The organism is Rahnella sp. ChDrAdgB13 (assembly GCF_017655185.1).
Taxonomy (GTDB): domain Bacteria; phylum Pseudomonadota; class Gammaproteobacteria; order Enterobacterales; family Enterobacteriaceae; genus Rahnella; species Rahnella contaminans.
In genome coordinates this window covers 15,535-34,545 of sequence record NZ_JAEMGT010000059.1, presented here as the reverse complement: position 1 = coordinate 34,545, position 19,011 = coordinate 15,535, and the positions used below count along the sequence as shown (strand labels likewise).

18 protein-coding genes are annotated in these 19,011 nt (G+C 55.1%); 12 read left to right on the top strand and 6 right to left on the bottom strand.

The window, feature by feature from the left end; genetic code table 11:
• The 9 genes from J8X26_RS15900 to J8X26_RS15860 form a co-directional block, all read left to right on the top strand.
• Nucleotides 1-633, top strand: a 633-nt coding sequence (locus tag J8X26_RS15900) for a fimbrial protein (RefSeq protein WP_307803479.1), incomplete at its 5' end; no start/stop codon positions are given.
• A 107-nt stretch (nt 634-740) separates the two neighbouring features.
• Nucleotides 741-1,424 carry a molecular chaperone gene (locus tag J8X26_RS15895; protein ID WP_165057086.1) on the top strand — a complete coding sequence of 228 codons (684 nt, stop codon included), beginning with the start codon at nt 741-743 and terminating at the stop codon, nt 1,422-1,424.
• Nucleotides 1,425-1,521: 97 nt separating this feature from the next.
• A complete protein-coding gene (locus J8X26_RS15890; protein ID WP_152325880.1) occupies nt 1,522-4,080 on the top strand; it encodes a fimbria/pilus outer membrane usher protein in 2,559 nt (852 codons plus the stop codon).
• 14 nt (nt 4,081-4,094) lie between these two features.
• A complete protein-coding gene (locus J8X26_RS15885; protein WP_208951360.1) occupies nt 4,095-5,195 on the top strand; it encodes a fimbrial protein in 1,101 nt (366 codons plus the stop codon).
• 56 nt (nt 5,196-5,251) lie between these two features.
• Nucleotides 5,252-5,785: a fimbrial protein gene (locus tag J8X26_RS15880; RefSeq protein ID WP_152325882.1), complete on the top strand. Its 534-nt coding sequence runs from the start codon at nt 5,252-5,254 to the stop codon at nt 5,783-5,785.
• A 69-nt stretch (nt 5,786-5,854) separates the two neighbouring features.
• Nucleotides 5,855-6,373 carry a fimbrial protein gene (locus J8X26_RS15875; protein WP_165057092.1) on the top strand — a complete coding sequence of 173 codons (519 nt, stop codon included), beginning with the start codon at nt 5,855-5,857 and terminating at the stop codon, nt 6,371-6,373.
• Nucleotides 6,374-6,417: 44 nt separating this feature from the next.
• Nucleotides 6,418-6,936: a fimbrial protein gene (locus tag J8X26_RS15870; RefSeq protein WP_208951359.1), complete on the top strand. Its 519-nt coding sequence runs from the start codon at nt 6,418-6,420 to the stop codon at nt 6,934-6,936.
• A gap of 147 nt (nt 6,937-7,083) precedes the next feature.
• Nucleotides 7,084-7,794, top strand: a complete 711-nt coding sequence (locus J8X26_RS15865; RefSeq protein WP_235937302.1) for a response regulator transcription factor — start codon at nt 7,084-7,086, stop codon at nt 7,792-7,794.
• Nucleotides 7,795-7,853: 59 nt separating this feature from the next.
• Entirely contained in the window at nt 7,854-8,504 is a 651-nt protein-coding gene (locus J8X26_RS15860; RefSeq protein ID WP_208951358.1) for a LuxR C-terminal-related transcriptional regulator, read from the top strand.
• A gap of 85 nt (nt 8,505-8,589) precedes the next feature.
• Here the strand turns inward: J8X26_RS15860 and J8X26_RS15855 are convergent, their stop codons facing one another.
• On the bottom strand, nt 8,590-9,159 hold the full coding sequence (locus J8X26_RS15855) for a tyrosine-type DNA invertase (RefSeq protein WP_275858576.1): 570 nt from the start codon (nt 9,157-9,159) through the stop codon (nt 8,590-8,592).
• 553 nt (nt 9,160-9,712) lie between these two features.
• Between J8X26_RS15855 and flhB the strand changes: the two genes are divergently transcribed.
• The 3 genes from flhB to J8X26_RS15840 are packed head-to-tail and all read left to right on the top strand — an operon-like array spanning nt 9,713 to nt 13,359.
• The gene (flhB, locus tag J8X26_RS15850; protein ID WP_152325887.1) at nt 9,713-10,864 is read left to right on the top strand and encodes a flagellar biosynthesis protein FlhB; all 1,152 of its coding nucleotides are present in this window, start codon (nt 9,713-9,715) and stop codon (nt 10,862-10,864) included.
• Nucleotides 10,857-12,941 (top strand): flagellar biosynthesis protein FlhA, encoded by a 2,085-nt coding sequence (flhA, locus tag J8X26_RS15845; RefSeq protein ID WP_152325888.1) that lies wholly within the window; start codon nt 10,857-10,859, stop codon nt 12,939-12,941. The genes flhB and flhA overlap by 8 nt, the downstream gene beginning before the upstream one ends.
• A gap of 1 nt (nt 12,942) precedes the next feature.
• Nucleotides 12,943-13,359: a flagellar protein FlhE gene (locus J8X26_RS15840; protein WP_208951357.1), complete on the top strand. Its 417-nt coding sequence runs from the start codon at nt 12,943-12,945 to the stop codon at nt 13,357-13,359.
• A gap of 410 nt (nt 13,360-13,769) precedes the next feature.
• Here J8X26_RS15840 and aroQ read toward each other — a convergent pair whose 3' ends face one another.
• The 5 genes from aroQ to dapF all read right to left on the bottom strand — a co-directional run bounded on the left by aroQ (nt 13,770) and on the right by dapF (nt 18,955).
• Nucleotides 13,770-14,210 carry a type II 3-dehydroquinate dehydratase gene (aroQ, locus tag J8X26_RS15835; protein WP_208951356.1) on the bottom strand — a complete coding sequence of 147 codons (441 nt, stop codon included), beginning with the start codon at nt 14,208-14,210 and terminating at the stop codon, nt 13,770-13,772.
• A gap of 15 nt (nt 14,211-14,225) precedes the next feature.
• Nucleotides 14,226-15,059, bottom strand: coding sequence for an amidohydrolase (locus J8X26_RS15830; RefSeq protein WP_208951355.1), 834 nt, complete (start codon nt 15,057-15,059; stop codon nt 14,226-14,228).
• Entirely contained in the window at nt 15,056-16,318 is a 1,263-nt protein-coding gene (locus J8X26_RS15825) for a gallate dioxygenase (protein ID WP_165057099.1), read from the bottom strand. The genes J8X26_RS15830 and J8X26_RS15825 overlap by 4 nt, the downstream gene beginning before the upstream one ends.
• A 92-nt stretch (nt 16,319-16,410) precedes the next feature.
• Entirely contained in the window at nt 16,411-17,790 is a 1,380-nt protein-coding gene (locus tag J8X26_RS15820; RefSeq protein ID WP_165057100.1) for an aromatic acid/H+ symport family MFS transporter, read from the bottom strand.
• Between the two features lie 325 nt (nt 17,791-18,115).
• Entirely contained in the window at nt 18,116-18,955 is an 840-nt protein-coding gene (gene dapF, locus J8X26_RS15815; protein WP_244370611.1) for a diaminopimelate epimerase, read from the bottom strand.
• Nucleotides 18,956-19,011: the final 56 nt, after the last annotated feature.

Here is a 19,011-nt window from a genome sequence, read left to right as displayed (position 1 = left end):
CTACAGGATCGGGAATGTGGTGATCTGATCCTGATTACGGCCAAAAGTTCGATTTATTCAACAAAGCCCCTGAAGGTGTATCGACAGCAATATGTTAATAGGAAAAATATCGTGAAAAAGAATCTTCTTGTTGTTGCCCTGATGGCTGCTTCCGCTTTTGCTTCTTCAGCTTTCGCCGCTGATGGCGCAGTAAACTTCACCGGCACCATCACTGATGCAGCTTGTACTGTTGATACAGCTTCTAAAGACCAGAACGTCTTCCTGGGCAATATCGCACGTACAGCTTTCCCGGTTGCAGGCACCCTGGCTGCACCTAAGAAGTTCACTCTGGTTCTGACTGACTGCCCGGACACTGTAACTGGTGCAACCGTACGTTTCGACGGCAACCAGGTTTCTGGTGATAACAGCATTCTGGCACTGACCGCTGGCGACACTACCGCGACTGGCGTAGGTATCCAGATTTCTGACAACCAGAACAAAGTGGTTCCCCTGTACGAAGACTCCTCTGTATACCCGCTGGTCAGCACCGGCGCTAACAACCTGGACTTCTCTGCACGTTACATCTCCCTGACTGACGCTGTAACTGTCGGTGATGCAAACGGCGTGACTCAGTTCACCGTTGTTTATCAATAAGTCTTACTGATCGCCTGGCGATCAGATAAGTCAGACCAGGGGCTCCAGAGCCTCTGGTCTGTTTGAACCCTTGGTCTACATGAATCCCAAAGACAGGTTGAATCACCATGAATAAATGGCGCGTCACAGCGGTGGCAGCACTATTAATGACATTCGCGTCTGCGGCGCAGGCAGGCATCGTCGTGGGCGGAACACGTCTGATTTATGACGGCGGAAAGAAAGAAGCGTCGATCAATATCAGTAACCCGGATCACACGCCGTATCTCATTCAGTCCTGGGTCGATGGCGCCCTGACCGAAACGGGTGCGCAGGGTGAAAAGGCGCCTTTTATCGTCACGCCACCTTTGTTCCGTCTTGATGGCAACCAGCAAAATATCCTGCGAGTCGTTCGCGCGGGCGGCAATTTGCCGGAAAACAAAGAATCGCTCTACTGGCTGAACATTAAATCGATTCCTTCAGCGGAGAAAAAAGAAAACACCCTGCAAATTGCGGTGAAAACACGCATCAAACTGATTTACCGCCCGGCGGCCGTCAAGGACTCGCTGGAAGACGCCGCTAAAACGCTGACCTGGAAACGCGTCGGTAACAGCCTGCAGGTGACCAACCCTTCTGCACATTACATCACTTTCTTCAATGTGAAGATTAACGGCACTGCCGTGAAAGAAGCCACGATGGTTGCACCGCAATCAAGCGCCACCTTTGCCGTTCCTGCATTGAACGGCGGCGCACTGAGCTGGCAGTTCATTAACGACTACGGCGGTACCAGCAAGCCGTTAGTGGCAACACTCTGATCTGCGCCGTCGCCGGATAAGCTTTGCTGTGCGGGCAGGACAAGGGATGGAGGGTGCACCAGTCAGTCTGGTTGCGTTGAAAAATGGAATTATACGAATGAACAAAAAACCGAAGAATAAGACTTCGACCGGCTTTAAACGCTCCCGGATTGCCTGGCTGGTTTCCTGTCAGTTCGCAATGTTAATGGGCGGTGCAGGAATGGCCAGTGCGGCGGAATATTTCAACCCGGCATTACTGGAAATTGATAATCCCGCACAGGGGAAAGCCGATCTTTCTGTTTTTGAAGAAGGGGACTTGCAGCCACCGGGTACGTACCGCGTTGATATTTATCTCAATGGTTCGATGGTCGATACCAAAGACGTCGTATTTTCACTCGTCACAAACAGTTCGGGTAAAAAGAGCCTTCAGCCTTGTCTGAGCACCGAAATGCTCAAAGAGATGGGCGTCAGAACAGGGATGTATCCGGGCATTGCAGCCACGGATGAGTGCGCCAACTTTACCGGCGAAATCCCTCAGTCTTCTGCGGCACTGCGTTTTGATCAGCAGCGGCTGGATCTCAGCATTCCTCAGGCCTCACTCAATTCTCAGGCGCGCGGTTACGTGTCTCCTGACAAATGGGATTCGGGCATTCCGGCGTTCCTGATGAATTACAGTTTCAGCGGGGCGAATACCGAAGCGCGTAATAGCGACACCCGTAATTCCGATACGTATTACCTGAATCTGCGTTCCGGCGCGAATCTGGGTGCCTGGCGTTTGCGTAACTATTCGACCTGGAACCGCGACAGCAAAGGGACCGATCACTGGGATTCCATTAATACGTATTTACAGCGCGATATTCAGGTGCTTAAAAGCCAGCTGACGCTCGGTGACAGCAACTCACCGACGGAAGTTTTCGATACCGTGCCATTCCGCGGGGTTCAGCTGGCAACGGATGACGACATGTTACCCGACAGCATGAAAGGCTATTCGCCGGTCGTGCGCGGAATTGCGCGCAGTAACGCACAGGTCACGATCCGCCAGAACGGATACGTCATTTACCAGAGCTACGTGCCCGCGGGTGCGTTTGCGATTTCCGACCTGTATCCGACGGCGGGCAGTGGTGACCTGAACGTGACTATTAAAGAAGCCGACGGCAGTGAGCAGAATCTGGTTGTGCCGTTCGCCTCGGTGCCGGTGCTTCAGCGTGAAGGCCATCTGAAATACAGCTTCACCAGCGGTCAGTACCGTTCTTACAGCAGCGATGTTGAGAAAACGCCGTTCACGCAGGGCACGGCCATTTATGGTTTACCCCACGGCGCAACGGTGTACGGCGGTTTGCAGGCAGCGAGTAAATATCAGTCGCTGGCGATGGGACTCGGGCAAAACCTCGGGGCCATCGGTGCCTTGTCGGCGGACGTGACGCAGGCCTGGACCAGGCAGGAAGATAACCCGAAAGACAGCGGTCAGTCATACCGTGTGCGCTACGGTAAAAGCTTCGTTGAATCGGGCACGAACTTCAGTCTGGCCAGTTACCGTTATTCCACGCAGGGCTTCTATACCCTGAAAGAGGCGCTGGAAAGCTATTCCGGCGGCAACGGCTATTACTCCGACCATAAGAAGAGCCGCGCAGAACTGACGCTGAGCCAGAACTTATGGGAAAAAGCCGGTGCGATGTCCCTGAGCCTGGTGAAAGAGGAATACTGGAATAACAACCGTTCTGCCGAGTCTGCCAGCGTGGGTTACAACAACACCTGGAAAGGCGTTTCTTATGGCCTCAACTACACCTACAACCGCAACGGCACTGACAGTAACGGCAACCGCACGTATTACACCGACCAGATTGTCGCGGTCAATATCAGCGTCCCGCTGGGTCAGTGGCTGGCAGGCAGTTATGCCACGTACAACCTCAACACCAGCAAGAACGGCAACACCACGCAAAACGTCGGTCTGAGCGGAACCACGCTGGCGGATAACAACCTGAACTACAGCATCAATCAGGGGTATGGCAGTCAGGGGCAGGGTTCCAACGGGTACGCGAGTGCGGACTACAAAGGCGGTTATGGCGAAGTTAACGCCGGTTACGGTTACGACAACAGCCAGCGGCGCATGGATTACGGCCTGCAGGGCGGCATTCTGGTGCATGAAAACGGCGTGACGCTATCGCAACCGCTGAGCGAAACCATTGTTCTGGTGAAAGCGCCGGGTGCGGATGGCGTCAGCATTGCCAGCAACACCGGTGTAAAAACCGACTGGCGCGGTTATGCGGTGGTGCCGTATGCCACGGCGTACCGTCGCAACCAGATTTCACTCGATACTGCAACGTTACCGGACGACGTCGACATGACGCTGACCAGTACGGCCGTTATCCCGACCCGCGGCGCGGTGGTGCGTGCGGACTTCGATCCTAACGTCGGCCAGCGTGTCCTGATGACCCTGACCCGTGCCGATGGCCAGCCGGTTCCGTTTGGTGCAATGGCGACCAACAGCACCGGTAAAAACGGCAACAGCAGCATCGTGGGCGATAGCGGACAAGTGTATCTGTCCGGTCTGGCCGACGCGGGCAAGCTGGATGTGAAATGGGGCAGCGGCGCGTCACAAGCGTGTCAGGTGAATTACACCCTGTCTGAGCAGCCTGCCGGTTCGGGGATTCAGATGATTAACGGAGCCTGCCGGTGAGGGGAAATATGGAAATGAATAATCAACATCCTGAACAGTCAGTGGAAAGGGAAAACGTACAAATGGCGTCTGAAATCATTCATCCCCGCATCTCTCTCTGGGGAAAAACCTGCGCGCTGGTCTGTTTTAGCCTGTCGGTCTGGGCGATAAGCAGCACTGCGCAGGCGGCGAGCTGTCAGCCAACGGACGGCACCAAAACCTATAACTTCGGCATGGATTATCTGCTGAGTGACCCGGCGCAAAACACCGCCGGAATGGTGAATCCGGACGCGTTTACCTGGAACCTGAGCGGAAACTATAACGTCACCTGTTCCTGTCCCGGCAGCTACACCGGCGCATATGCGACCGCTAAAGTGCCGGATACCGGCATGGTCTACAGCGACGGAACGCTGAACTATTATGCGATCAACGACTACCTCGCGGTGGCCAGTAAGGTGTACATCGCCGGGCAGGTGAACGACTTTATCGCGACGCCTTTTGACGGGCGCAGCAATCTCAATACGGCGACCAGTTGCGATAAATACCCGTATGCGACAGGGTCCAGAGGCTCGGTGTCACTTTACTTCCGTCGTCCTTTTGTCGGTGTTCAAAACATCCCTCTGACGAAAATTGTTGATGTGTATATCGCGACCGATGCCACGACGCAGTCCCCGACGCCGGTATCCACGGTCTGGATGAGCGGAACGGTCACCGTCCCCCAGTCCTGTGTGATCAACGGCGGCGGTGTGATCACCGTGCCTTTCGGCGACATCATGTCCGGTGATATTTCAACCAAAGGCGAGATGGCGAAAAACTTCACGCCGAAGAATGTCGCTTTCAACGTCGCCTGTACCAACATCTCAGACGGGGTTCAGGTCAGCCTTTCCTTCCAGGGCACACCGGATGGAAACGATCCGACTGCGCTGGCGACGACGAACAGTGATGTGGCGGTGCGACTTCAGGATGCGGCGGGCAAAACCGTTGCGCCAGTGAGTGGTTTCCTGCCGCTGAACATGGATTACACGTCTCAGGTGGGAACATCGGAAATCAACTTATATCCCTTTAACACCACGGGGAATATGCCAGATACCGGGAACTTCACGGCAACGGCCACGATCCGCGCTGAAATTCAGTAATGCCTGCGCCCGAAGCGCAGCGTGACTGACAGAGGAAAGATAAGGAGATGAGTACGATGAACTCTCAACGGAATAAACAGCAGATTGTGACGGCGCTGGTGCTGGGTGCGGCTTTTGTCCTGGCCTCACAGGCCGCGAAAGCCGACACCATCATGAATATTACCGGCAACATCAAGGCGTCGCCGTGCACGATCAACGTGCCAGCCGGCGGGCTGAATGTCGATCTGGGGCAAAACATCCAGGCGGTCAGTCTGGTGGCACCGGGCGCAGCGTCAGACTGGAAATCATTTTCCATCGCGCTGACCGCCTGCCCGACGTCAACAGCGACGGTGACCCTGACGATGAACGGTACGCAGGATGACGCTGACAACACGTTGTATGCCAATGCCGGTACGGCGGGAAACGCGCAAATCGAAGTACAAAACAGCGAGGGAACGCGTCTGGGTAACGCCGTTCAGTATACAAAAAATATTGATGCGGCCAGCCGTGGCGCTGAATTCGACCTGCAAGCCCGCGCGTATACCGTTAACGGCAATGTGACGCCGGGAACGATAAACGGTGTGCTGCTGGCGACGTTTATCTACGAATAACGTCGCACGGCGCGTTCACTAAACACAATTTTCAACATGACTTTTATTAACGTGAAAACAGGAAATGACATGAAAGGACTTATGAAAACTTCATCGCTGGCGCTGGTCATTTTTGCTGGCCTGAGCCAGAGCAGCTTTGCGGATCCGACACAAATCAACATTAACGGCACGGTCGTGGCCTCTGCCTGTACCGTTGATAATGCCGGTGCTCCGGTGCAGGTGACGCTCGATACGCTGGAAGCCACGGCGCTGGCGACCGCGGGCGAATCAGGTGGATGGAAAACGTTTGATCTGAAGCTGATTAACTGCCCGGCAACCACTACCGTCAGCACCGCGACTTTTGCCGGTACGCCTGCCACGGCGAACGCCAACCTGTACACCAATACCGGTACTGCGACCAACGTAGAAGTGGAACTGCAAAACACGGCAGGTAAGCAGCTGGGTAACGGCGCGACGTACGCGGTAGATGTTGATGCCAGCACCCATGAAGTGGTCTACCCGTTGCAGGCCCGCGCGTTCACGACCGCCGGTTCTGTCATGCCAGGAACGATCATCGGTTCTGTACAAGCCACCTTCACCTACCAGTAACGGCGTAACGGCGGGCGGGCACGGGCCGTCATGGGAGACATTCAATGAAGCCAATAAAAAGTATTCAGGGCGTTCTGCTGCTGGCAGCGGGGGTCAGCGCGTCTGCTGCTAGCGCTGCAGATCTGAATATCAACGGGAAGGTCGTCAGCAGCCCGTGCATTGTGGATACCGCGTCAGTCAGCCGCGATGTGGATTTTGGTCAGCTCATTATCAAAAAGGATCTGGCGACGGCGGGGGCAGGCGGGGACTGGAAATCCTTTGAGGTCAGGCTGAACAATTGCCCTGCGACGGTTTCCAGCGTCATCGCTAATTTCACCGGCACACCGGCGCAGGAAGACGCGACGCTTTACAGCAACAGCGGAACGGCCACCCACGTTGGCGTACAACTGGTCACCGATGTCGATAAAACGGTAGTACTGGCGCCCGGCAGTCAGTTAAGCGCTGATGTCGATGCGCAGAGAAGCGCGGTATACGAGCTGGCCGCGCGGCCTTACACCACCAGCGGCGAGGTGACTCCCGGCTCACTGGTGAGCCTGACACAAATTAACTTTACCTATCAGTAGTATCGCCTTCTTTCCTGTCTGCTACCGGAGGGGCTGGCGGGAAAGGGCATTCATAAAGCGGTGAACAAGGGATGTTGTTCACCAGAAGGGAATTCGTTTCGTGCCATCGGGCACGGGAAGGATCACTGAAAATACAAGGAAGACATTATGAACAGTTTAAACAGCGTCAGATTTCATCAGCATGCCTTCATTTCTGCGGCCGCGGCCGCCTATCCGCAAGGGGCGTTTATTATGGATGCCTGCCCGGTTACCGCGCTGGGTGTGAAAAAAATGCTGGTCGAATCCGCCGGGATCACCGGACCTTTTACCTATGTTCAGTCACTTGCCGCTATCCCGGAGAAAATTGCCGACGCGCCGCCCGCGTTGCTGATTATGGATATTTGCGGTGAAAAGGAATCCGTGCTTGACGGGCTACGCCTGCTTTCCCAGATCGTGACGTCCAGTCCGGCCATGAAAATTGTGATTTGTACTGACTACAGTGACCACCGGATCCTCGAACTTTTAGCGTCTTCCGGGGCTCACGGCCTGTTGCTCAAAAATGAGCCGGTACTGGCGCTGGAGCAATGCGTTACAGAAGTGCTGGCTGGTGCAACACAGTGGTTAAGCCCGCGTGCGCGGCAAATCCTCTCCGGTACCCGACAAACCACGACACCGCTCACCGCGCGTGAGCTGGACGTGCTCGCGTATCTGTTCTCCGGCCTGAGCGTTTCGCGGGTCGCGCAAAGACTCCACCGGGATATCCGCACCGTCAGCACGCATAAGCGCAATGCAATGATGAAACTGGGGTTTCACAATGACAGCGAGCTCTTTGCCCAGGGGACGTGGATGGCCAAAATCGGCCCGTCCGCGATCATGTAATTTCAGATGACTGAGCCACGAGCCGGGAATTTATTCCCGGCAAGTCAGGGAGCTACACCATGATTCACGCCCACATCAAACCCCGGACGATCGCCCTGATGGACAGCCATCCGCTGACGCTTTCCGGGCTGTCCTATCTGGTTAACTCCATCGACGAGACCTGTGATATCCGGATGGGAGAGACCAGCCTGGGCCGCATTGCAGAAGGCCTGATGTACCAGTCGGTGGACATTCTCATCACTGATCTTCATGGTTATCAGGAAAGTATTCAGGAAGGGCAGGAAATTCTTCAGCGCCTGAGCCTGCAATTTCCGCAGCTGATCATAGTGGTTTATACGCTTTGTCACGACGCCGAAAAACTGAAAAAATTGCTCAAATTCAGCAATATCAGCCTGATTGCGCGCGGAGAGTCGCCGGTGATTACCGACGACTTATTCCGCCACGCGCTGGCGAAAAAAAAAGTGTTAAGCCCGCTGATTTGCTGCACGTTAGCAGAGCAGGATGCGGCCAGTCAGCGCACCGGGTTCCGGCTGACGCAAAGTGAAAATGAGATTATTAAATACCTCCTCAACGGCATGAGCCTCAGCCAGATTGCAGAATTGAAAAATTTCAGCATCAAAACCGTCAGTGCGCATAAGTGTAATGTCATGCGCAAGCTGCACATCACCACCGATGCGGAATTGTTCCTGCTGCTCAAAAATGGCCTGTGAACTGTGGGGGATTTTGCAATCCCCGCTAAATGGATAAGCCCGGTGAGCCGCACACAGCGGCACCTGACGGGTGGACACGTGCCCGTTATATGGTGATTGACCTGAATCGTCCGGCATTACTGGCGGTATAAATAACCGTGTTCTGAATATTTCTGTGGCCGAGATAATCCTGAATCAGCCGGGTGTCGCAGCCGGTATCTGCCAGCGCATAACCACAGGCGTGCCTGAGCATATGCGGATGAACCGCCACGTTAATTCCCGCCTCCTCGCCGTATTTACGGAACAAACGATAGAGTTGTTGCCGGGACAGTTGCCCGCCGTGACGTGAAAGAAATAACCATTCCGAGTCAGAGTCAAGATATTGTGCGCGTATTTCAAGCCACTCCTTAATAACGATCATTTCCCTGTCCTGAATGGGATGTTGAACGGAAAACCCGTTTTTAAGCCGGTTGATATAAATTATTTGTGTCGAAAGTTCAACGTCCTTAACCCGTAAATTAGCCAGCTCGCTGACCCGGAGGCCGTGAATAAAACACATTAATAACATGCATTTATCGCGAGTTTTGTTAATTCCTGTCGAAACTGTACCGACGAGTCTCTCCATCTCAACCTGAGTTAAGTACTTTCTCCCGCTCATATTTTTTCTTTCCTTGATTAATTGCAGATGATTTATGTTCTTACGGGACTGTTTAAGTCCCGGAACAAAGAGAGGCTAAGGGATGTTATTTTGATCACCGGCGAGCTTTTTCGCAGAGAGTTCCACAAATGTCAGTCATGCATGTTCAGGGAAATATCAGAAAAAACGGTAATGTAATAATTTCGCCTGAAATCAACGTGAAAGAAAACTCATTTTTTCAGGGCGATTAACGGTGATTTCAGGCAATGAATTTTACACAGCAGTGCTATCCACAAAATAAAAACTGATCAGTTTGGCGGAGGAATTCTAACGTCTAAACTTCTCAAAAAGGAAGGCCACATATGCTATTTTTTTGATCATTCCATAAGAATAAACCCACGAAAAGTCAGTGAATTCCTAAAGTGGCATCCCGCAGCGTAAGGATCTTTGAGAAATTTGTTCATTTGATTTAGTAAACAGACCTCAAAACCTGCCTCTTTTCCATCCATAAGACTTGGCCGCTTTTGTCATGCTATGCATGAAATTGTGCCCGCCGCTCTTTGCGCCGGGTAAATGCTGATAGGAAACACCGGTGGCTGAAGACAGCGATCTCGAAAAGACAGAAGCCCCCACATCCCACAGGCTGGAAAAAGCCCGTGAAGAAGGGCAAATCCCGCGTTCGCGCGAACTGACCTCGATGCTGATGCTCGGGGGCGGTTTGACGTTGTTGTGGGTTTCCGGTGAATCGATGGCGCGTCAGCTGGGGGTGATGATTTCGCAGGGGCTGAAATTTGATCACGGCATGGTCAGCGACGACCGCCAGGTATTGCAGCAAATGGCGACACTGCTGGGCCGCGCTGTCTGGGCATTATTGCCGGTTATCGGCGGCCTGATCCTGATCGCGCTGGCTGCGCCGCTGTTGCTCGGCGGGCTGATGTTCAGCGGGAAATCTTTTGCACCGAAATTCAGTCGTATGGATCCGATTGCCGGATTTAAGCGTTTGTTCTCCGGTCAGGTGCTGGCCGAATTGCTCAAGGCCATCCTGAAAGCGCTGCTGGTCGGCTCTGTCGCCGGTTTTTATGTGTGGCACAAATGGCCGGACATGATGCGGCTGATGGCGCAGCCGACGATCCCCGCACTCGGCGAAGCGCTGAACATGGTGGCGTTCTGCGGGCTGATGGTGGTTCTCGGGTTAACGCCGATGGTGGCGTTCGACGTGTTCTGGCAAATCTGGAGCAACCTGAAAAAACTGCGCATGAGTAAGCAGGATATCCGCGACGAACATAAAAGCCAGGAAGGCGACCCGCATGTTAAAGGCCGTATCCGCCAGCAACAGCGCGCCATGGCACGCCGCCGCATGATGGCCGATGTGCCGAAAGCCGACGTCATTGTGACCAACCCGACGCACTACGCCGTCGCATTGCAGTACAGCGAAAACAAAATGAGCGCACCGAGAGTGCTGGCGAAAGGCGCAGGTGATGTGGCGCTGCGCATTAAAGAGCTGGGTGCCGAACACAAAATTCCGATGCTGGAAGCGCCGCCGCTGGCGCGTGCGCTTTACCGGCACAGTGAAATTGGTCAGCAAATCCCGACCGCGCTGTATGCCGCGGTTGCCGAAGTTCTGGCCTGGGTTTATCAGCTTAAACGCTGGAAGCGCGAAGGCGGACTGATCCCGAAAAAACCTCAACATTTGCCAGTGCCTGACGGTCTGGATTTTGCAGGAGAAAGTGATACCCATGGCTAATCTGGCCGCGATGCTGCGTTTACCCGCCAACTTTAAGTCCGGACAATGGCAGGTTCTGGCAGGCCCAATCCTCATCCTGATGATCCTGTCGATGATGGTGCTGCCTTTGCCGCCGTTCCTTCTCGACTTGTTGTTCACGTTCAACATTGCGCTGTCTATCATGGTGTTGCTGGTGGCGATGTTCACCCAGCGGACGCTCGATTTTGCGGCTTTCCCGACCATCCTGCTGTTCTCAACCTTATTACGTCTGTCGCTCAACGTCGCCTCCACGCGCGTGATCTTACTGGAAGGTCACACCGGCGGCGCGGCGGCGGGGCGGGTTATTGAAGCATTCGGCCACTTCCTGGTCGGCGGTAATTTTGCCATCGGTATCGTGGTGTTTATCATCCTGGTGCTGATTAACTTTATGGTTATCACCAAAGGTGCCGGGCGTATCGCCGAAGTTGGCGCGCGTTTCGTCCTCGACGGGATGCCAGGTAAACAGATGGCGATCGACGCCGACCTAAACGCCGGTTTAATTGGCGAAGACGAAGCGAAAAAACGCCGCAGCGATGTCACGCAGGAAGCAGACTTTTACGGTTCGATGGACGGTGCGAGTAAGTTCGTGCGCGGTGACGCTGTCGCCGGTCTGATGATTATGATCATCAACGTGGTCGGCGGCCTGCTGGTGGGCGTGCTGCAACACGGTATGGATCTCGGCCACGCCGCAGAAAGTTACACCTTGCTGACCATCGGTGACGGTCTGGTCGCGCAGATCCCTGCATTGGTGATCTCCACCGCTGCCGGTGTCATCGTGACCCGCGTCGGCACCAATCAGGACGTCGGCGAGCAGATGGTCACCCAGCTGTTCCGCAATCCGCGCGTCATGATGCTGAGTGCCGGTGTTCTCGGGCTGCTCGGCATGGTGCCGGGCATGCCAAATCTGGTTTTCCTGCTGTTCACCGGCGCTTTGCTGGCGCTGGCGTGGTGGACGCGCGGTCAGGAGCAGAAAGCTCCTGCGGCAAAAGAAGCGGCACCGTCGGCAGCCGACAGCGGCAAACAGCTGGTGGAAGCCAGCTGGTCAGACGTACAGCTTGAAGATCCGCTGGGTATGGAAGTGGGCTACCGCCTGATTCCGATGGTGGACTTTGCGCAAAACGGCGAACTGCTGGGGCGTATCCGCAGTATCCGTAAGAAATTCGCGCAGGAGATGGGGTATCTGCCGCCGGTGATCCACATCCGCGACAACCTCGAACTGCCGCCTGCCGGTTACCGCATCCTGATGAAAGGCGTCGAAATCGGTACAGGGACCGCACATCCGGGGCGCTGGATGGCGATCAACCCGGGTAACGCCATTGGCGAACTGCCGGGTGAACCGACGGTCGATCCGGCGTTCGGGCTGGCGGCGGTATGGATTGAACCGGCGATGCGCGAACAGGCACAAATTCAGGGCTTCACCGTGGTCGAAGCCAGTACCGTGGTGGCGACGCACCTCAATCACCTGATCAGCCTGCACGCCAAAGAATTGTTTGGCCGTCAGGAAACGCAGGAACTGATGGAGCGCGTCACCAAGGAAATGCCGAAGCTGACGGAAGATTTCATTCCGGGCGTGATTTCCCTGACCAACATGCACAAGGTGCTGCAAAATCTGTTGTCCGAACGTGTGTCGATTCGCGACATGCGCACGATTGTTGAAACGCTGGCGGAATACGCGCCAAACCAGCCTGATCCAAACGAACTGACGGCGGTAGTTCGCGTCGCGCTGGGCAGGGCGATTACTCAGCAATGGTTCCCGGGTAATGGCGAAGTACAGGTTATCGGGCTGGATACGGCGCTTGAACGTCTGCTGTTACAGGCGCTGCAAAGCGGCGGCGGACTAGAACCGGGGCTGGCCGATCGTCTGTTAACCCAGTCTGAAGCCGCGTTACAGCGTCAGGATATGCTCAGCGCGCCACCGGTCCTGCTGGTGAATCACGCGCTGCGCCCGCTGTTGTCGCGCTTCCTGCGCCGCTCACTGCCGCAGATTGTGGTGATGTCGAATCTCGAAATGACCGACAGCCGCCAGATCCGCATGACCGCCACCATTGGTGGTGAATAAGATGCTTCGCACCGTGCTGCTCGTCCTCAGCCTGATAAGCCTGCCTGCCGTTGCCGCATCAGGTTCCTGGTCGGATACTCAGCGCGGCGTAACGCTGCAAAACCGGGGCGTGATGATGTCGTCACCGCCGCTGGCCGCCGCAGATTCCGCGCCGGTCAGGCAAAAAAGTTCGGCGACGATCACCACGGTCAGCTGGAAATATGAAGTGCTCGGCGCAAGACCGGCAGGATTACAGGTGAAACTCTGCAACACCCTGAATCACTGCGTGGAGCTGGATGCGGACAGCGGTTCGACGCGTTCGTTTTACGGCCAGACCGCCCGCTCCCCGCTGCGGTTTGTGTATTTCGTCACGGGAAATGGGGCGATGAATACGCCGCTACGGGTCATCGGCAATCAGGTGATTGTGAATTACGGGTGAGCCACCGGATAGCTTGAACGATTTTTCAACTGCTTATCGGGAAAGCTTCGGTTTTTCAATCACTGTGATCACTTAGCTTCCTGCGCCAAAACCGACCCAAAGAGGGAAGTACTTTCCCTCTTTGGGATTTCTCCCCACTTTTTCAACACGCGCTACCGCTCGCTGGCACTGTTTCAGCAACTTCTGCTCGTGCCGCAAAATCCCGCCGCTGCGCGGTTCCTTCCAGTCGGATTACGAACCGCGCGAAAAGATACGCGGTTTTCCACCTCTCCTTTCAGCGTGATTTTTGAAAGCGGCCAATAACTATGTAATCCGGAAGAGTAAAGTGGCCACTGGCTATGTTATTCCTCGCAGGAAAGGGAATTGACCGGGGGCATGTTAGGTTTTTTACACTTTATCTGGCGGGCGGTTTACTTACTCAAATTCACCACAGCCTGGCGGATGGCATATTCGTATCCCTGGATGCCGAAACCGCAGATCACACCGACGGAAACGTCGGAGAGGAAAGAGTGGTGGCGGAAGGCGTCGCGTTTATGCACGTTGGTGATATGGACTTCGTACAGCGGCAGGCTGACGGCGGTGACGGCGTCGCGCAGGGCGACAGACGTGTGGGTCCAGGCCGCGGCGTTCAGCACGATGGCGTCGGTGGTGCCGCGGCAGGCCTGAATGCGGTCGATTAAATCGCCTTCATGGTTGGTCTGGAAAAATTCGATTTCCGCACCGCAGCTTTTCCCTGTCTGATGACACAAGGTTTCGAGGGTTGCCAGCGTGTCATAACCGTAAGTTTCCGGTTCGCGGGTGCCGAGCAGATTCAGGTTCGGGCCGTTAAAGACGGCAATTTTGTATTTCATAGGGTCTTCCTTTCTTCAGTAATCTGCAAAACCAAACAGGTCTTTAGGCGTCTGCCACAGGATCTGGTGCCGCGTTTTCTCATCCGGGAATAACTGTTCCACCAGCATCAGTAATGTGCCGAGATCCATCCGGTGTTCTGCGCGCAGGAACGGCCAGTCTGATCCCCACATGCAATGTTCTGCGCCGAATGCTTCAAGCAGCGCGTGCTGATAAGCGTGGCCGTCCTGATACGGAAAAGGCTGACGGCTGAATTTCGATAAGCCGGACAGTTTCACCCAGACGCGTTGCTGGCTCGCGAGCTGCAACAGCGCCTGAAACGCCGGTTGCTGCAAACCTTGCGTCACATCCGGGCGGCCGGAGTGATCGATGAGCAGGCGGGTTTTCGTGCGGTTGATCAGCGGCAAAAGTGCCAGCAGCTGGTCGTCCTGTACCTGAATGGCGGCGAACATGTCCAGTTCGGTCAGGCGTCCCATCAGGGCGTCGAGGTGTAAAAAAGGTGCGGTGCCGAGCATCGCCACATTCATCGCGATACCGACCACGCCGGCCAGTTTGAGCGCGGCGAGTCTTTCCAGCGAAATATCAAAAGGCACCACGGCGATGCCCCTGAAGCGGCCGTTACCTTTTTCCAGCGCATCGAGCAGGCATGAGCTGTCGGTGTTATACCCTGACGTCGGGCCGACAATCAGGGAGTGGCGGATGTTGTAGGCTTGCATCACCGCACGGTAATAATCGGCGGTGCCAATCTCGTGCCCTTCCGGACGGTACGGCGTGTCCGGAAGGTACGGGAAGCGCGCCGGATCAAACACGTGATGATGAGTGTCGATCTTGGGTTGCTCAAATATCGTCATGCTTTCGCTTTACCTGCTACTGAGTAGAGAACTTGCTGATTGCGGGTCTTCTGGAATTCTTCCAGCGTTTCACCGCGCATCGCGGAATAAATATGTAAGTTAGACACGCCCACCACGGCACCGAGTTTTTCCAGCAGGAAGAAGCTCACGCCATAATGAATCATCCCGCGCCAGTCGAGTTCGCGCAGGAGTTTTTGTTCATCAGCGGTCAGTTTGTTTTCGGCAAACATCGCATTCTGGTCAGTGAGGAAACGCTCGCGCCATGCGGGCTGGATCAGACGATGCAGGAACCGGTTCATCCGGAATGCTTTCAGGCTGCGCGCCTGCGTAAACGGATAGGTGCCCGGCAGTTTTTCCACGCCCGCCAGCTGTTGTGCTATTTTATCGCGCTGACGCTGCTGCACGTCCACCGGCGCTTCGCGGGACTGGTTTTCGAGGATCAGCGTGGCGATACCGGTCATCGACGGCAGATAATAGGCCTGATGCAGTTTCTTCACGTTGCCAGACAGCGCGCCGCGCATCACCAGCCACATGATGACTTCGGAACCTTCCAGCCCGCCGAGCGTGGCGAATTCCGCCAGCGTCATTTGGGTCAGACGTTCCGGATCGTTCACAATCATATCGACAAACTGTTCGTCCCACTGCGGGTTGTTAAAGCCGCAACGTTCGCCGTGAACCTGATGGGAAACGCCGCCGGTGGCGACAATCGCCACATTCAGATCTTCCGGGAAACTTTCGATGGCGCGACGCAGCGCCTGACCGAGTTTGTAGCAACGGCGCGCCGTCGGGATCGGGAACTGCAACACGCCAATTTGCAGCGGAACGATTTGCGTCGGCCAGCCGCCTTCATGCGGCATCAGCGCGGAAAGCGGTGAAAACAGGCCGTGATCCAGCGGTTTGTCCTGGAAGAACGACATATCAAATTCGTCTGCCATCAGGCTGGCTCCGATGTGCTGAGACAGCGCCGCATGGCCTTTCACTGGCGGCAAGTCGCGCGGGCCACCACCTTCATCCGCGACTTCATAGTGGTCATCAATGCCTAACGTAAATGCCGAATAGTGATCAAAGAAAAAGGATGTGACGTGGTCGTTGAAGATGTACACCAGCGCGTCGGGTTTCTTTTCTTCGAGCCATTTTTGCATCGGTGCAAAACTCTCGAAAATCGGTGCCCAGGCGCTTTCGTCCTGTTTGTTGTGATCCACTGCGAAACCGATAGTCGGGGTATGTGAAACCGCTAAACCGCCTATGATCTTAGCCATCTTAAATCCTCTGAACTTTTTGTAGGGTAATCGCAGCGCAGCCGCTGCGTCAGTATATTTATGTTTCTAATTATAAGGAGGCTAACGTAAGGTTAGCGGATGTTCATGGTGCGCGACAACTCCGGGATGTCAGTAATATCAACGCCTTTGATCATCTCGGCCGGGTGTGCCGCGCGGTGCAAAAGAATACTCAGGCCGGCCAGCAGGGCAGGCAACGCCAGAATAATAAAGATCATGTTTTGGCCGGAGAAAATGCCCAGCAGGACGCCGCCCATTGACGAGCTGATAATCGCGCCGCTGCGGCCAATACCGTGCATCCAGCAGACACCGGTGGCGCGCATTTCGGTCGGGTAGAAGGCCGGGGAGAACGCCTGAAGCCCGGTCTGTGCGCCGTTAATACACACGCCGCTGATGAAGACCAGAAGCGCCAGCACGTCCGGGCCGAAGTTGCCGATACCCTGCGACAGCAGGCTTATCATGCCCATGATGTAGAAACCGGCGATGACGCGTTTCGCGGTGAATTTATCCATCAGACCGCCGACCATCAGGCCGCCGAAGGTGCCGCCGAGCTGGAATAAACCGGCGACGATAGCGGCACGTTCCAGCGAGAAACCGCCGTTACGCATAATGGTTGGCAGCCAGCCGTTGAGCAGGTAAATCACGAACAGCCCCATGAAATACGTGACCCACAGAACAATCGTGCCTTTGGCGTAACCATTGGTGAACAGCTGGAAGACTTTGGCTTTTTTCTGAATCACCGGCGCCTTCAGGACGAATTTGGTTTCCGCGCTGAACAGGCCACCGGCGCGGGTCAGCACTTTGGCAATCTTCTCTTTCGCAACGTTGCGCACCACCATGTACATCGCCGATTCCGGCAGGATCCACATCAGCAATGGCAGCATCAGCAGCGGCACAATGCCGCCTGCGAAGATCACCGCTTTCCAGCCAAAATGCGGTAACAAACCGGCGGCGACAAAGCCTCCGGCACCGGAGCCGACGTTAAAGCCGCTGTACATCACGGTGATCATCAGGCTGCGGCGGCGCTCCGGCATGTATTCCGAGACCAGTGTGACGGTGTTGGGCATGACCGCGCCTAAACCGAGGCCGGTGAGAAAACGTAAAATGGCCATTTCCACCGGCGTGCGGGCGAAGGTACTCAGCAGGCTGAACAGGGCGAAGCAGAGAATGGACCACATCAGGACGCGTTTTCGCCCGAAACGGTCGGCGTTTGGCCCGGCAATCAGCGCGCCGATGGCGACGCCGAACATGGCTGCACCCAGGATCGGCCCCATTTCCGCACGGCTGATGCCCCAGTCTTCAATCAGCGCCGGGGCGATAAAACCCATCACCGCCGCGTCGTAGCCGTCGAACATAATGATGATGAAACACAGCCCCAGAACCACCCATTGATATTTTGATATCGGGCGTTCGTCTATCCACGTTTTAACATCCACGATGGTGTTGTTGCTCATAGGGTACGCTCTCTGTTTTTTTTATTAATATGTGATCGGATTAAAACTTTGAAAAAATACTCACTGACTTCCGGAGCACACCGGCGTGCCGTGATGGGGTTTTATTAAAATTATTTTATTTATTAAACAATGAGTTGGTTATTCATTGTGGTGCTTCCTGATAACCAACTTAGGGGCTGGAAAGCGCGCTGTCTGCCATAAAATCATTATGCAGGTATGAGTTTTGTTTATCACGATGGGTGAGCGAATTACGGCAGGCAGGCTGCCGTCGGGGGAACGTTAAGGCGAAAATGAAAAGAGGGCGGGGAGAAAAGCGCGAGGAAATTTATTCCGGCATGTCCCAAAAGCAGTCGTCATCAAGCACGACGGAGGCGATTTTTTGCACCGGTCCGCGCATGTTGACCTGAAAATCACCGCTGAAGCTGATCGCCAGTGTGCCGCCCGGCATATGCACCGTAACGTTGTCGTCCACGCATCCAAGTTTGCGCATGGCGCTGGCGGCAGCGCAACTGCTGCTGCCGGACGCCAGCGTGTAACCTGCGCCGCGTTCCCAGATCCCGACGCTGATGTTGTTGCGGTCCAGCACTTCAACAAACTGAACGTTGGTGCGTTTCGGGAAAATTGCCAGCGTTTCGATTTCTGCGCCCAGTTGTCTGACTAAATCCAGGTCGAGCTTCTTCACCAAAATCACGCAATGCGGATTGCCCATCGACACCAGTGTGGCGCTGAGCTGATGGCCACCGACGACCAGCGGCAACGCCAGCGCTTCGTTGCCTTCGACGCTCGCCGGTAATGCCGACGGCGCAAATTTTGCCTGCCCCATATCCACAATCACCTGATGCGCGCCTTCTGTGACTTCGCAACGCACCTGACCACCCAGCGTATTCACCAGAAACGGCGTATGCCCGACGCGGCCAATATCAAACAGATATCGGGCGTAGATACGCAGGCCGTTGCCGCTTTTCTCCGCCTCGGAGCCGTCGGGATTGATGATGCGTAATGTCGGGATTTCTGCGTCATCGAAGTCGATCAGTAATCCGTCAGAACCGATGCCGTAATGGCGGTCGCAGATGCGCTGAATTTGCTGATTTGTCAGCAGGCTTGCGACGCTGTGGTGGCAGACCAGATAATCGTTACCCAGCCCGTGATAGCGGTGAAAAAGCATGTTTGTGATCCCAATATATTCATCAATGATATGAATACATGTAATGGGAAAGCGGC